Annotated in this window: 13 protein-coding genes; 5 read left to right on the top strand and 8 right to left on the bottom strand. The window is 59.8% G+C overall.

The window, feature by feature from the left end; all coding sequences use genetic code 11:
- The 8 genes from AC1DLB_RS05140 to gcl all read right to left on the bottom strand — a co-directional run.
- The coding region (locus AC1DLB_RS05140) for a sulfate ABC transporter substrate-binding protein (RefSeq protein ID WP_477784690.1) at nt 1-989 on the bottom strand (989 nt) is incomplete at its 3' end.
- 106 nt (nt 990-1,095) lie between these two features.
- On the bottom strand, nt 1,096-1,920 hold the full coding sequence (locus AC1DLB_RS05145) for an ion transporter (RefSeq protein WP_064619420.1): 825 nt from the start codon (nt 1,918-1,920) through the stop codon (nt 1,096-1,098).
- Nucleotides 1,921-1,941: 21 nt separating this feature from the next.
- On the bottom strand, nt 1,942-2,856 hold the full coding sequence (locus AC1DLB_RS05150) for an urea transporter (RefSeq protein WP_477744249.1): 915 nt from the start codon (nt 2,854-2,856) through the stop codon (nt 1,942-1,944).
- Nucleotides 2,857-3,074: 218 nt separating this feature from the next.
- A complete protein-coding gene (pyk, locus tag AC1DLB_RS05155) occupies nt 3,075-4,490 on the bottom strand; it encodes a pyruvate kinase (RefSeq protein ID WP_477744250.1) in 1,416 nt (471 codons plus the stop codon).
- Complete coding sequence (locus tag AC1DLB_RS05160; RefSeq protein ID WP_477745554.1) at nt 4,480-5,760, bottom strand: glycerate kinase type-2 family protein; 1,281 nt, start codon at nt 5,758-5,760, stop codon at nt 4,480-4,482. Before AC1DLB_RS05160 ends, pyk begins: the two co-directional genes overlap by 11 nt.
- Before the next feature lie 223 nt (nt 5,761-5,983).
- The gene (locus AC1DLB_RS05165; RefSeq protein ID WP_018925086.1) at nt 5,984-6,877 is read right to left on the bottom strand and encodes a 2-hydroxy-3-oxopropionate reductase; all 894 of its coding nucleotides are present in this window, start codon (nt 6,875-6,877) and stop codon (nt 5,984-5,986) included.
- Between the two features lie 226 nt (nt 6,878-7,103).
- Nucleotides 7,104-7,886, bottom strand: coding sequence for a hydroxypyruvate isomerase (gene hyi, locus AC1DLB_RS05170; protein ID WP_477784691.1), 783 nt, complete (start codon nt 7,884-7,886; stop codon nt 7,104-7,106).
- Between the two features lie 141 nt (nt 7,887-8,027).
- Nucleotides 8,028-9,803 (bottom strand): glyoxylate carboligase, encoded by a 1,776-nt coding sequence (gene gcl / locus AC1DLB_RS05175; protein WP_018925088.1) that lies wholly within the window; start codon nt 9,801-9,803, stop codon nt 8,028-8,030.
- A gap of 266 nt (nt 9,804-10,069) precedes the next feature.
- Here gcl and AC1DLB_RS05180 point away from each other — a divergent pair, with 266 nt between their 5' ends.
- From AC1DLB_RS05180 to AC1DLB_RS05200, 5 genes are all read left to right on the top strand, one after another.
- On the top strand, nt 10,070-10,510 hold the full coding sequence (locus AC1DLB_RS05180) for a GlcG/HbpS family heme-binding protein (protein WP_007939170.1): 441 nt from the start codon (nt 10,070-10,072) through the stop codon (nt 10,508-10,510).
- A 223-nt stretch (nt 10,511-10,733) separates the two neighbouring features.
- On the top strand, nt 10,734-11,399 hold the full coding sequence (kynB, locus tag AC1DLB_RS05185; RefSeq protein WP_026286331.1) for an arylformamidase: 666 nt from the start codon (nt 10,734-10,736) through the stop codon (nt 11,397-11,399).
- Nucleotides 11,396-12,250, top strand: a complete 855-nt coding sequence (kynA, locus tag AC1DLB_RS05190; RefSeq protein ID WP_018925090.1) for a tryptophan 2,3-dioxygenase — start codon at nt 11,396-11,398, stop codon at nt 12,248-12,250. The genes kynB and kynA overlap by 4 nt, the downstream gene beginning before the upstream one ends.
- A 98-nt stretch (nt 12,251-12,348) precedes the next feature.
- Nucleotides 12,349-13,752 carry an amino acid permease gene (locus AC1DLB_RS05195; protein WP_477744253.1) on the top strand — a complete coding sequence of 468 codons (1,404 nt, stop codon included), beginning with the start codon at nt 12,349-12,351 and terminating at the stop codon, nt 13,750-13,752.
- A 22-nt stretch (nt 13,753-13,774) separates the two neighbouring features.
- On the top strand, nt 13,775-14,788 hold the full coding sequence (locus AC1DLB_RS05200; RefSeq protein WP_081625693.1) for an AraC family transcriptional regulator: 1,014 nt from the start codon (nt 13,775-13,777) through the stop codon (nt 14,786-14,788).
- The last annotated feature ends 311 nt before the right edge of the window (nt 14,789-15,099 follow it).

Consider the following 15,099-nt stretch of genomic DNA (forward strand, 5'->3'; position numbering starts at 1 on the left):
TTGTAAATCTGGTCGAAAACCCCACCATCGTTGAAGTGAGTCTTCTGCACGGTGCGCCAGTCACCAAAGGTCTTCTCCACCGACAGGAAATCCACTTTCGGGAAGCGATCGGTGTATTTCGCCAACACCGCCGGGTCACGTGGACGCAGGTAGTTGGCAGCCGCAATTTCCTGACCTTCCGGCGACCACAGGTATTTCAGATACTCCTCGGCCGCCGCGCGAGTGCCTTTCTTGTCGACGGTTTTGTCGACCACCGACACCGGCGGCTCGGCTTCGGCGGAAACACTTGGGTAAATCACTTCGAACTGATCACGACCAAACTCGCGAGCAATCATTTCCGCTTCGTTTTCGAAGGTCACCAGCACGTCGCCGATCTGGTTGGTCATGAACGTAGTCGTGGCGGCGCGGCCACCGGTATCCAGCACCGGCGCTTGTTTGAACAGTTTTCCGACAAAGGCTTTTGCCTTGTTTTCGTCACCGCCATTTTTCAGCACATAGCCCCAGGCCGAGAGGTAGGTGTAGCGGCCGTTGCCCGAGGTTTTCGGGTTGGGGACGATCACCTGCACGCCGTCCTTGAGCAGGTCCGGCCAGTCTTTCAGGGCTTTCGGGTTACCTTTGCGGACGATGAATACGGTGGCCGAAGTGAACGGCGCGCTGTTGTTCGGCAGGCGTGTGACCCAGTTGTCCGGGACCAGTTTGCCGTTGTCCGCCAGGGCGTTGATGTCGGTGGCCATGTTCATGGTGATGACGTCAGCCGGCAGGCCATCGATCACCGAGCGCGCCTGTTTGCTGGAGCCGCCGAAGGACATCTGCAGCGTGATGTTTTCGTTGTGCTCGGCTTGCCAGTGTTTCTGGAAGGCAGCGTTGTAGTCCTTGTAGAAATCTCGCATCACGTCGTAGGAAACGTTAAGCAGGGTCGGTGCGGCCTGAGCCATGCTGCTCAAGGCCAGGCCAGCGGCCAGAAGTGAGGCGCCAAAGAGTTTTTTCACTGCRCATTCCTTGTTTTATCAAACGTGTTCGATGGAAATTGTTGGCAATTTGCCAGCGACTATAGCCGGACTCGCATAGTCGCTTAAAGATTAAAAAACACTTTGCTTATTCCATTTTCTTGAACAACGCATTGCCACAACGAGAGCAGAACGCCGCGCTGTGCTCGTGGCTGTTTTTCTTGCAGACCGGGCAATCGTGTTGCAGTTGATCACCGCGCATGGCGTTGGCCAGTTCCGCGGTAAAGATCCCCGTCGGCACAGCGATGATCGAGTAACCGGTGATCATCACCAGGGATGAAATCACCTGGCCCAGCGGCGTCTTGGGCACGATGTCGCCAAAGCCCACGGTGGTCAGCGTCACGATAGCCCAATAGATCCCTTTGGGGATGCTGGTGAAGCCGTGCTCCGGGCCTTCGATCACGTACATCAAGGTGCCGAACACCGTCACCAGGGTGCTGACGCTGAGCAGAAATACGACGATTTTCTGCTTGCTGCCGCGCAACGCCGACATCAAATAGTTGGCTTGTTTCAGATACGGGCTGAGCTTGAGCACGCGGAAAATCCGCAGCATTCGTATGATCCGGATGATCAGCAGGTACTGCGCATCGCTGTAATACAGCGCGAGAATACCCGGCACGATCGCGAGCAAATCCACCAGTCCATAGAAGCTGAACGCGTAGCGCAGCGGCTTGGGCGAGCAATACAGGCGCAGGCCGTATTCGATGACGAAAATGACGGTGAAGCCCCATTCGATGTACGCCAGCACGTCGGCGTAGTTCTGGTGAACGCTGTCGATACTGTCCAGAACCACGATCACCAGGCTGGCGAGGATGATCAACAGCAAGATGCTGTCGAAGCGCCGACCGGCCCGGGTGTCGGTCTGGAAGATCATGACGTAAAGCTCTTCACGCCAGTTTTTGCTGCTGTCCATGGATAACGCCTGAATCGAGAATCAGCGCAGCCTAGGGTGATTCTCCCCGCTAGCGCAAGGTGCGCTGTCCATGGTGGACTGACGCAACACCCGAATGCCTGCGCGAATCAGCCAGCAGGCAAGAATGAACGGCGCGGTCAGCGTTGCCAGGCCCAGTGCGGCGAACCCCGGCGTGAGCAATACCGCGAGCAGAATGCCGAGCAGCGGCAGCCAGGGTTGGCGGCGTTGCGGGCTGAAGGCGAGGGCGGCGAGTACCGCGTTGTAACCGCTCAAACCCTGCAATGCATTCGAAGTTTCGCCATGCAGAAGGGCAAATCCGAGGCCGGCAGCGGAGCCCAGCAGCGCCCACACAAAGGCGTGGCGATCGGCGATCAGTAATCCGGCGGCAATCAGCGCGCCGGCCAGGGGATGGCCGAGAAACATGACTTGCCCCAGGCCTTTCAATTCGGCAGCGAGCAGGTTGAGGGTGTTCAGTTCGATCAGCGGCGCGGGTTGCTGTGGTGCGGCAAAGCCGAGCAATAACCAGCTCAACCCAACGAAGGGTGCGGTGTACGCCGGTAGACATTGATGATCGCGAGCACCTTTGAGCCATTGCTGAGTGAGCATCGCACTCAGGCCGCCGCAGGCGATGATCAGCGGTGGCAACAGTGCTGACCATGGGAAATACAGGCTCAGCAGCAGGCCGAGCAAAATACCGTTGTAACTGAATAGTCCGGCCTGACGATCCGCCTTGGCATACCCGCGACGTTGCGCGGTAAGCAACCCGGCGACACCGCCCAGCAGCGCACCGCCGAGCAGAGCGGGCGCGGTAAATAGAATCGCTAACAGACACAACAGCCCGCACAGCGGATGGCGCAGGAGAAAGATCTGACTGAAGCCGTTAAGCAGGGCGGTCGCCCAGTCGGGGCAGTGGGTGTTGAAGTGGTTGGCAGGCATGGGTGGGGTCTAGGGCAGAGGAAAATCCAGGGTCTTGCACAAATCTGTGGCGAGGGAGCTTGCTCCCGCTGGGCTGCGGAGCAGCCCTGAAATCAGCAATGCGGTCTTTCTGTTGAAACCGTCATGCCAAAGCGACGACTGCTTCGCAGCCGAGCGGGAGCAAGCTCCCTCGCCACAGGGGTAGTTCTTACCGGGGTAGCTCTTACAGGGGGAGTTCTTTAGAGCAATGTCTCGATGCGCAACGAATTGGTTGACCCCGGCTGCCCAAAGGGCACGCCCGCGGTAATCAGCAACGTATCCCCGCGCTGAGCCATCCCCTGTGCCTGGGCGATTTCCAGCGCCGTCGAGCACACTTCATCCACCTGTCGCAGTCGATCGTTGACCACCGAGTGCACGCCCCACGCCACCGTCAATCGCCGGGCGGTTTGCAGGTTTGGCGTCAGGTTGAGGATCGGCACCGTCGGCCGCTCCCGTGCGGCCCGCAGGCTCGAAGTGCCGGACTCGCTGTAGTTCACCAGCACCGCCACCGGCAGCACGTTGCTGATGCGGCGGATCGCGCAGCTGATCGCGTCCGACACCGTGGCCTCGGCTTTTGGCCGGCTCACGTCCAGTTGGGTTTGATAGTCCGGGCCGTTTTCCACCTGACGGATGATCTTGCTCATCATCTGCACGGCTTCCAGCGGGTACTCGCCAGACGCGGTTTCTGCCGACAGCATCACCGCGTCCGCGCCTTCGGCCACCGCATTGGCGACGTCGGTGACTTCGGCACGGGTCGGGGCCGGGGAGAAGCGCATCGACTCCAGCATCTGCGTCGCCACCACCACCGGTTTGCCGAGTTGGCGGCAGGTGCCGATGATGTTTTTCTGAATCTGCGGCACGCTTTCGGCCGGCACTTCCACGCCCAAATCACCGCGAGCGACCATGATCGCATCGCTCAATTCAGCGATTTCCTGCAGCTGAGTCACGGCCGATGGCTTCTCGATCTTGGCCATCAAGAACGCCTTGTCGCCAATCAGCGCGCGGGCTTCGCGGATGTCTTCCGGGCGTTGCACGAACGACAGCGCGACCCAGTCGACCCCCAGCTCCAAACCGAAGCTCAAATCACGGCGGTCCTTGGCGGTCAGCGGGCTCAGGTCGAGCACCGCTTGCGGCACGTTGACGCCTTTGCGATCCGACAGTTCGCCACCATTGAGCACCGTGGTGTCGATGGCGTCGACGTACTTGGTCACCACCCGCAGGCGCAGCTTGCCGTCATCCAGCAGCAGGTCCATGCCGGGCTCCAGCGCGGCGATGATTTCCGGGTGGGGCAGATTGACCCGGCGCTCGTCCCCCGGCGTCGCATCCAGATCCAGGCGCAGCGCCTGGCCGCGATATAGCTGCACTTTGCCCTGGGCGAATTTGCCGACCCGCAGTTTCGGACCTTGCAGGTCCATCAGAATCCCCAGCGGATAATTCAGCTGGCGCTCGACTTCACGAATCCACTGATAGCGCTGCGCATGGTCGGCGTGATCGCCGTGGCTGAAGTTCAGGCGAAAGATATTGACCCCGGCGCGCACCAGTTCACGGATATCGTCGATCCCGTCGGTGGCCGGGCCGAGGGTGGCGAGGATTTTGACCTTCTTGTCAGGCGTCATGTTTAGGGCTCTCGAGAATCAGAATGGCGCGGAAGTCGTTGACGTTGGTACGGGTCGGCTCGGTGACGATCAGTGCATCGAGCGCCGCGAAGTAGCCATAGCCATTGTTATTGTCCAGCTCATCGCAGGCAGTGAGGCCGAGGGCGGCGGCACGGGCATAGCTGTCCGGAGTCATGATGGCGCCGGCGTTGTCTTCGGAGCCGTCGATGCCGTCGGTGTCACCGGCCAGGGCGTAGACGCCGGGCAGGCCTTTGAGGCTGTCGGTCAGGCTCAACAGGAATTCGGCGTTGCGCCCRCCACGGCCATTGCCGCGCACGGTGACGGTGGTTTCGCCGCCGGACAGAATCACGCACGGCGCCGCCAGCGGCTGGCCGTGCTGGACGATCTGCCGCGCAATGCCGGCGTGGACCTTCGCCACTTCCCGGGATTCACCTTCCAGGTCGCCGAGAATCAACGGGCTGAAACCCGCCTGACGGGCTTTCACCGCCGCCGCTTCCAGTGACTGCTGTGGGCGGGCGATCAATTGGAAATGACTGCGGGCCAGGCTCGGATCGCCAGGTTTGACCGTCTCCGACTCGGGACTTTGCAGCCAGGTGCGCACCGAGGCCGGGACTTCGATGGCATAACGCTTGAGGATCGCCAACGCTTCAGCCGAGGTGCTCGGGTCGGCCACGGTGGGGCCGGAGGCGATGACCGTGGCGAGGTCGCCCGGCACATCGGAAATCGCATAGGTGTAAACCGTGGCGGGCCAGCAGGCTTTGCCCAGACGCCCACCCTTGATCGCCGAGAGGTGCTTGCGCACGCAGTTCATCTCGCCGATGGTCGCGCCGGATTTGAGCAGCGCTTTGTTGATCGATTGCTTGTCGGCGAGGGTGATGCCGGCGGCGGGCAAGGCGAGCAGGGCAGAGCCACCGCCCGAGAGCAGGAAGATCACGCGGTCGTCTTCGCTCAGGTTGCTGACCAGTTCCAGAACCCGTTTTGCGACGGCCAGACCGGCAGCGTCCGGCACCGGGTGCGCGGCTTCGACCACTTCGATTTTTTCGCACGGGGCGCCGTGGCCGTAGCGGGTCACCACCAGGCCAGACACTTTACCCTGCCAGCAGCGTTCGACCACCTGGGCCATGGCTGCGGCGGCTTTACCGGCGCCGATGACGATCACCCGACCGCTGCGGTCAGTTGGTAAATGGGCTTCAAGGACATGCTGCGGATGGGCCGCGTCGATGGCTGTGGCAAACAGCTCGCGCAGCAATTGTTGCGGATTGACCGACATGGCGGGCTCCCGGAATTCTTGTTATTGGGTTTGTCGCGGACCCTGTGGGAGCGACTCTGTGGCGAGGGGGCTTGTCGGAACGCCGCACCGCCCCGTTGGGTTGCGAAGCAGCCCCAAAATCTGTGATGCACTGAAGATCTTGTGAGTGCTGCGCACTCAAACGGGGGCAAGCCCCCTCGCCACAGGCTCGCTCCTGCAGGTTTGATGCGGTTTGGGGCAGGGCTTACTTCTTGTCGCGAATCGAGAAGTTCGCCATGTGTTCCAAGCCTTTGATCAGCGCCGAGTGATCCCAGTTGCTGCCACCGATGGCCGCACAGGTGCTGAACACCTGTTGGGTATTGGCGGTGTTCGGCAGGTTGATGTTCAGCTCGCGCGCACCGGCCAGGGCCAGGTTCAGGTCCTTCTGGTGCAGGCTGATGCGGAAGCCCGGGTCGAAGGTGCCCTTGATCATGCGCTCGCCGTGAACTTCCAGGATCTTCGACGAGGCGAAACCACCCATCAGCGCTTCACGCACTTTCGCTGGGTCGGCACCGTTTTTCGAGGCGAACAGCAGCGCTTCGGCCACGGCCTGGATGTTCAGCGCGACGATGATCTGGTTCGCCACTTTCGCGGTTTGCCCGTCGCCGTTGCCACCGACCAGGGTGATGTTCTTGCCCATGGCCTGGAACAGCGGCAGGGCGCGTTCGAAGGCATCGGCCTCACCACCGACCATGATGCTCAGGGTCGCAGCCTTGGCGCCGACTTCACCGCCGGAAACCGGTGCGTCGAGGTATTGCGCGCCTTTCTCGTTGATTTTGGCGGCGAAGGTTTTGGTGGCGGTCGGCGAGATCGAGCTCATGTCGATCACGACTTTGCCCTTGCTGACACCCGCCGCAACACCGTCGGCGCGGAACAGCACGTCATCGACCTGCGGGGTATCCGGCACCATGACGATGATGAATTCGGCTTCCTGGGCGACTTCTTTCGGGTTGGCCAGCGCAACGGCGCCAGCAGCCAGCAGATCGGCAGGGGCGGCGTCGTGGTGCGCCGACAGGAACAGGCTGTGACCGGCTTTCTGCAGGTTCAACGCCATTGGGTGGCCCATGATGCCGGTGCCGATAAATCCGATTTTAGCCATGAGAAAATCCTCTTGTTTTTGTGTCGCCAAATAATGTGCGCGTAGCGGAGGTAGACCACATTCTGTGGCGAGGGAGCTTGCTCCCGCTGGGTTGCGAAGCGACCCCAAACCAACCGCCGTGGTGTGCCAGATAAAACTTGCTCGCAGGTTTACGACTGCTTCGCAGCCGAACGGGGCGGTGCGGCGTTCCGACAAGCCCCCTCGCCACAATGGTTCTGTTTCAACATCAGATCGCGTTATGGGTTTTCAACCAGCCCAGGCCCGCTTCAGTCGTGGTCAGCGGCTTGTATTCACAGCCGACCCAACCCTGGTAACCGATGCGGTCCAGGTGTTCGAACAGGAAGCGGTAGTTGATTTCACCGGTGCCCGGTTCGTTGCGCCCTGGGTTGTCTGCCAATTGCACGTGGTTGATCTCGTCCAGGTGCGCGGCCATGGTGCGGGCCAGGTCGCCTTCCATGATTTGCATGTGATAGATGTCGTATTGCAGGAACAGGTTGGCACTGCCGACCTGTTCGCGAATCGACAGGGCTTGCGCCGTGTTGTTCAGGTAGAAGCCCGGAATGTCGCGGGTGTTGATSGCTTCCATCACCAGTTTGATGCCCRCCGCTTGCAGCTTGTCGGCSGCRTAYTTGAGGTTGGCGACRAAGGTTTTTTCCACGGTGGCCTCGTCGACGCCTTGTGGACGAATACCGGCCAGGCAGTTGACCTGGGTGTTGCCCAGCACTTGGGCGTAGGCAATGGCCAGATCGACACCGGCGCGGAACTCTTCGACCCGATCCGGCAGGCACGCGATACCGCGTTCGCCCTTGGCCCAGTCACCGGCCGGCAGGTTGAACAGCACCTGGGTCAAGCCATTGGCATCGAGCCTGGCCTTGATTTCGGCGGAGCTGAAGTCGTAGGGGAACAGGTATTCGACACCACTGAAGCCGGCCTTGGYGGCAGCGTCGAAACGGGCAAGAAAATCCTGCTCGGTGAACAGCATGGACAGGTTGGCTGCGAAACGCGGCATGGTGGTCTCCTGTATATGTGTGAGGCCTCCTGTGGGAGCCGGCTTGYTGGCGATGGCGGTGTATCAATCGACATTGATGTGATTGACACATCGCCATCGCCATCGCCAGCAAGCCGGCTCCTACAGGGGAACGATCAGCGGTTAATCGAGCAACGAAATCGCCGTTGGCGCATCGTTGCCGACCAGCGCCAGGTCTTCGAATTCGTTGACGGCGTTGATCTCGGTGCCCATGGAAATGTTGGTCACGCGCTCCAGAATGATCTCGACGATTACCGGCACCTTGAACTCTTCGATCATCTCCTGAGCCTTGCGCAGGGCAGGCTGGATCTGGCCGGGTTCGAATACCCGCAGGGCCTTGCAACCCAGGCCTTCGGCGACCGCGACATGGTCGACACCGTAGCCGTTGAGCTCTGGAGCGTTGAGGTTGTCGAAGGACAGCTGCACGCAGTAGTCCATGTCGAAACCGCGCTGCGCCTGACGGATCAGCCCCAGGTACGAGTTGTTCACCACGACGTGGATGTACGGCAGCTTGAACTGCGCGCCCACCGCCAGTTCTTCGATCATGAACTGGAAGTCGTAGTCGCCCGAGAGCGCCACCACCTTGCGGGTCGGATCCGCCTTGACCACGCCGAGCGCGGCCGGAATGGTCCAGCCCAACGGGCCGGCCTGGCCGCAGTTGATCCAGTGACGCGGTTTGTAGACGTGCAGGAACTGCGCGCCGGCAATCTGCGACAGACCGATGGTGCTGACGTAGCAGGTGTCCTTGCCGAACACCTGGTTCATCTCTTCGTAAACGCGCTGCGGCTTGACCGGCACGTTGTCGAAGTGAGTCTTGCGCTGCAGGCTGGCTTTGCGCTGCTGACAGTCTTGCAGCCAGGCGCTGCGGTTTTTCAGCTTGCCAGCGGCTTGCCACTCGCGAGCGACTTCGATGAACACGGTCAACGCGGCAGCGGCGTCGGACACGATGCCCAGGTCCGGGGTGAACACGCGGCCGATCTGGGTCGGTTCGATGTCGACGTGGATGAATTTGCGGCCTTCGGTGTAAACGTCGACCGAACCGGTGTGACGGTTGGCCCAGCGGTTRCCGACACCCAGCACAACGTCCGACTTCAGCATCGTGGCGTTGCCATAACGGTGCGAGGTTTGCAGGCCGACCATGCCGACCATCAGCGGGTGATCGTCCGGGATGGTGCCCCAGCCCATCAGGGTCGGGATGACCGGAATACCGGTCAGCTCGGCGAACTCCACCAGCAACTCGCTGGCGTCGGCATTGATGATGCCGCCACCGGCCACCAGCAATGGGCGTTCAGCCTGGTCGAGCATGGCCAGGGCTTTTTCCACCTGCACGCGGGTCGCGCTCGGTTTGGCCAATGGCAGCGGCTGGTAGGCGTCGATGTCGAATTCGATTTCGGCCATCTGCACATCGAACGGCAGGTCGATCAGCACTGGGCCGGGGCGGCCGGAGCGCATCTCATAGAAGGCTTTCTGGAACGCGTAAGGCACCTGGCCCGGCTCCAGAACAGTGGTCGCCCACTTGGTGACCGGCTTGACTATGCTGGTGATGTCGACGGCCTGGAAGTCTTCCTTGTGCATACGGGCCCGCGGTGCTTGCCCGGTGATGCACAGGATCGGGATCGAGTCGGCCGAAGCGCTGTAGAGCCCGGTGACCATGTCAGTACCGGCAGGTCCCGATGTGCCGATGCACACGCCAATGTTGCCGGCTTTGGTGCGGGTGTAACCCTCGGCCATGTGCGAGGCGCCTTCAACGTGGCGAGCGAGGACGTGATCGATGCCACCGACCTTCTGCAAGGCGGAGTACAGCGGGTTGATCGCGGCGCCCGGGATGCCAAAAGCGGTATCGACCCCTTCGCGGCGCATCACCAGAACGGCGGCTTCGATTGCTCTCATTTTGCTCATGGTTTTGTGCCTCTTACGTTTTGTAATTGTATACAAGTGGCTTTGCGCAGAGTGTATTCACGGCGGACGGCGCAGGTCAATCCATTTTCTCAAGCGGCTGTTTCATTCGTCGGAAGCCCAAATAACTGTGGCTTTTCGTCGCATGTCGCGCTTTTCGAAAATTATTGTATACAAAAAAATAATTCATTGTGTTCTATTTGTTGCATCGGATTGCGCAACACAAAGCAATCCAACGGCTTTCCCTATAACAAAATGAGGACGGCACCATGAGCGCTTTAACCTTGAAAGTCGCAGTCAACCTGGCCGATCAGGCCATCACCGCGGGGCGGGCGATCTCTGCCGCGCCATTGACCGTTGCAGTACTGGATGCCGGCGGGCACCTGATAACGCTGCAACGTGAAGACGGCGCCAGCCTGCTGCGTCCGCAGATCGCCATCGGCAAGGCCTGGGGCGCGATTGCCCTGGGCAAGGGCTCACGCCTGCTGGCACAGGACGCCCAACAACGCCCGGCCTTCTTCGCCGCGCTGAATAGTCTGGGGCAGGGCAGCGTCGTCCCGGTACCCGGCGGCGTGTTGGTTCGGGATCAGGACGGGACTGTGTTGGGAGCGGTGGGCATCAGCGGTGATCTGTCAGATGTCGATGAGCAATGTGCGATCCGCGCGATCGAGGGGCAGGGGTTGAAGGCGGATGCGGGGGTGGCTGGTTGATCTTCGGCGCCTGATTTACCGCTTTCGCGAGCTTGCTCGCGAAAGTGCCTTGCGGACGAAAACAGCTTTTTAGCTGCCTGCTTTCTCCGTTGAAATTTCCATCCGGTAAATTCCGGATTTTTAGAATTTTGTGCGAAACATTTGGCTGTTGCCGAATATTTTCGCAAGAAAATTCATAGGTATCACTCGTATCATTCTCTCGGAACAGGCCGAGAGCTTTACAATGAAAACAACACTGTCGTGGTGGGATATCAGCCCGCCTCTGAGCACCGCTACACCTACCTGGCCGGGTGACACACCTTTCCAGGAAGAGCGCGTTTGGACGTTCGGACCCGAGTGTCCGGTGAATGTCGGGCGTATCACCCTGTCGCCTCACACGGGGGCCCATGTCGACGCGCCGCTGCATTACAGCGCTGATGGAGTGGCCATTGGCGATGTATCGCTCGATGTCTATATGGGGCCTTGCCGTGTGCTGCATTGCCTGAATAGCGGCCGGCTGGTACACCCCGAGCAGCTTGAAGGTCGCTTGCAAGACCTGCCTGAACGGGTGCTGCTGCGCACCTGGCAACAAGCGCCATTGAGCGCCTGGGATCCGGATTTCACCGCCGTCGCCAAAGAAACCGTCGACCTGCTGGCGAACCTCGGTGTGCGCTTGATCGGTATCGATACGCCGTCGCTGGACCCTCAGCAATCCAAAACCATGGATTCGCACAATGCCGTAGCCCGACATGGCATGGCCATCCTCGAGGGCATCGTGCTCGATGACGTCCCGGAAGGGGACTATGAATTGATCGCGCTGCCGCTGCGTTTTGCCCATCTGGACGCCAGTCCGGTCAGGGCAATTTTGCGTCCACTGAATAAACCGCAACTTGAGGAGCCGACTCAATGAGCCAATGCCCCTATTCAACTGCAAACCAGACGGAAGAATGGCATAACGCCGAGCTGAATTTTTCCGACTCCATGAGCTACGGCGACTACCTGGATCTGGGGCGCATTCTCAGCGCACAGCACCCGTTATCTCCGGACCATAACGAGATGCTGTTCATCATCCAGCATCAGACGTCAGAGCTGTGGATGAAGCTGATGCTGCACGAGCTCAAAGCCGCTCGTGAACACATTCGACAGGGAGAGTTGCCGCCCGCGTTCAAGATGCTGGCGCGGGTCTCGCGGATTTTTGATCAACTGGTGCATGCCTGGACGGTGCTGGCCACCATGACACCTACCGAGTACCACGCGATACGGCCGTTTCTGGGGCAGTCATCGGGCTTCCAGTCGTTCCAGTACCGCGAGATCGAATTCATTCTGGGCAACAAAAGCGCGACCCTGTTGCGCCCCCACGCGCATCGGCCGGAACTGTTGCAGGCGCTTGAAAAGGCGATCGCCACACCGTCGCTGTATGACGAGGCGATTCGCTTGATGGTCAGCGCAGGCTTGACCATCGACCCACAGCGTTTCGAACGCGATCCGAGCAGTCCGACGGCGCATGATGCGTCGGTCGAAGCCGCCTGGCGCGAGGTCTACACTGACCCTTCGCGTTATTGGGATCTCTATCAGCTGGCGGAGAAACTCATCGACCTTGAGGACTCGTTCCGTCAATGGCGCTTCCGGCATGTGACCACGGTCGAGCGGATCATCGGCTTTCAACCAGGGACCGGTGGCACAGAAGGTGTCGGTTATCTGCGCAAGATGCTCGATACCGTGTTGTTCCCGGAGTTGTGGCGAGTGCGCTCAACTCTTTAATTTACCGAGAATGATGTTTGAACGCTTAAACCGAGCGGCAATTGAGTAAATTGACGCATTCAAACCATGCCTGACCATAACAATTAAAAGGTAACCAGATGGCGGATGAAATCTTGAGGCAAGGCGAGCTCAAGCGAGGGCTGAAAAATCGTCATATTCAGCTGATCGCATTGGGCGGAGCGATAGGGACCGGGTTGTTTCTCGGCTCTGCCGGAGTACTCAAATCGGCCGGGCCGTCGATGATCCTCGGCTATGCGATTGCCGGCTTCATCGCCTTTCTGATCATGCGCCAGCTGGGCGAGATGATTGTCGAGGAACCGGTGGCCGGCTCCTTCAGTCATTTTGCCCACAAGTACTGGGGCGGCTATGCTGGCTTTCTGTCCGGCTGGAACTACTGGGTGCTGTATGTGCTGGTGGGCATGGCCGAGTTGACGGCTGTCGGCAAGTACGTGCAGTTCTGGTGGCCGGAAGTCCCCTCCTGGGTCAGCGCGGCGGTGTTCTTCGTCCTGGTCAATTTGATCAATATGATGAACGTCAAAGTCTTCGGCGAAATGGAGTTCTGGTTCGCAATCATCAAGGTTGTCGCGATCATTGGCATGATCGTCCTGGGCTGCTACATGTTGTTCAGCGGAACGGGCGGCCCGCAGGCCTCGGTCAGCAATCTGTGGAGTCACGGCGGCTTCTTTCCCAACGGCACCACTGGGTTGCTGATGTCCATGGCGTTCATCATGTTCTCCTTCGGCGGCCTGGAACTGGTCGGCATCACCGCCGCTGAAGCCAGCGAGCCGGGTAAGGTGATTCCCAAGGCGATCAACCAGGTGGTTTATCGCGTGCTGATCTTCTACGTCGGCGCACTCACCGTGTTGTTGTCGCTGTATCCGTGGGATCAACTGCTACAGACACTGGGCGCTTCGGGCGATGCCTATAGCGGCAGCCCGTTCGTGCAGATATTCTCCTTGATCGGCAGCGACACCGCAGCGCACATCCTCAATTTCGTGGTGCTCACCGCGGCACTCTCTGTCTATAACAGTGGCGTCTACTGCAACAGCCGCATGCTCTATGGCCTGGCCGAACAGGGCGACGCACCCAAGGCGCTGATGAAACTGAACAAGCAGGGCGTGCCTCTACTGGCGCTGGGCGTATCTGCGTTGATCACCATGCTGTCCGTGCTGGTTAACTACCTCGCCCCGCATGAAGCGCTTGAGTTGCTCTTTGCGCTGGTGGTCGCATCGCTGATGATCAACTGGGCGATGATCAGCCTGACGCACCTGAAATTTCGCAAAATCATGGGCCAGCGAGGTATCGTGCCGGGCTTCAAGGCGTTCTGGTTCCCTTGCAGCAATTACTTGTGCCTGGCCTTCATGGCCATGATTGTCTGCGTCATGCTGATGATTCCAGGGATACGCGCTTCAGTCTTCGCCATACCGGTGTGGGTGTTGATCATCTTCGGTTTTTACCGGATGCGTATGGCCAAGGATCGGGCCTTGCCGATAGTTCAATAGCCTTTGCCGTGGGTGCGCCGTGATGAGTAGCAACGCTGATCCGCAGTTTCGCGACATTCGTATCGATCACTATGACCTCGAGGGTGCAAGGAGCTGGATGTCTGGTATCTGCGGGCCGCACCGCCTCCAGACTTCGACGCCCGAGCGGATCCGCTTTCATCACAGCGCCAATGTGTTCAAGTCGATGGCCACGACCCTGGGCACGCTCTCATACGGCACCGATGTCACCATCGATATCGAAGACGCCGAGCACTTCAGCAGTTACAGCCTGAGTTTGCCTTTGGTGGGCGAGCAGGAGCTGAGCAAGAACGGCAGCGTGTCGAAATCCAACCGCGATCAAGGGGTGATCATTTCCCCAAATGAGAACCAGATGCTGGCGATCTCCGGCGACTGCCGCAAAGTTCAGGTGGTGATCACCCGCGTCGCCATGAGCGAGTCGCTGGAGGGCATGCTGCAGCGACCGCTGGATACGCCGCTGCGTTTCGAGCCGGTGATGGATGCGGTGGACGGCGCGTCGGCCTCGTGGTGGCGCATGGCGCGTTATTTCATCGCGGAGCTGGAACGCAGCAATGAACTGTACGAACAGGTGGTCTTCACTCGGGACATCGAAAGCTCATTGATCAAAGGCTTGATCCTCGCCCAGCCGAACAACTACTCCGAAGAATTGCGCAACGTGCTCGGCGTGAAACTGCCGCACTACCTGATCAGGGCCAAGCAATACATTCACGACAATGCTCGCGAAGCCTTGCACCTGGAGGATATCGAGGTCGCGGCCGGGGTCTCGCGTTTCAAGCTGTGCGAGGCGTTCAAGAAGTACTTCGCCCTGTCGCCGATGGTCTACCTGAAAAAGTACCGGTTGAACGCTGTGCGCCAGGAAATCCTCGAACACGGCTCGGCGCGCAATATTTCTGCGATTGCCATGGGCTGGGGCTTTACGCATTTGGGACGTTTTTCCGCCGAATACCGCAAGTTGTTCGACGAGTCCCCCAGCACGACCTTGCAGCGTAACGAAGCCCGGCGCATGCGCGGGGGCTGAATATCCCGGTGTCCAGAATTGAATCAGATCTGCGACAGCAGCCTGATGAAGCTCTATTTGTGGCGAGGGAGCTTGCTCCCGCTGGGCTGCGAAGCAGCCCTAAAGCCTGCGGATGGGGGATCTCTGACAAACCTCGGTTGCGAATTTCAGGACCGCTTCGCGCTCCAGCGGGAGCAAGCTCCCTCGCCACAATTGATCACCTGATCATCGATATCCATTAACTGGCGCTCACTTACGCACCACCAAATCAAGCAACGTCTCCCGCTCCTTGATTTTCTGYAACACGATTTCCGAGCGGATATCAGTCACCC

It is taken from the genome of Pseudomonas sp. 05N434 (genome assembly GCF_056396965.1).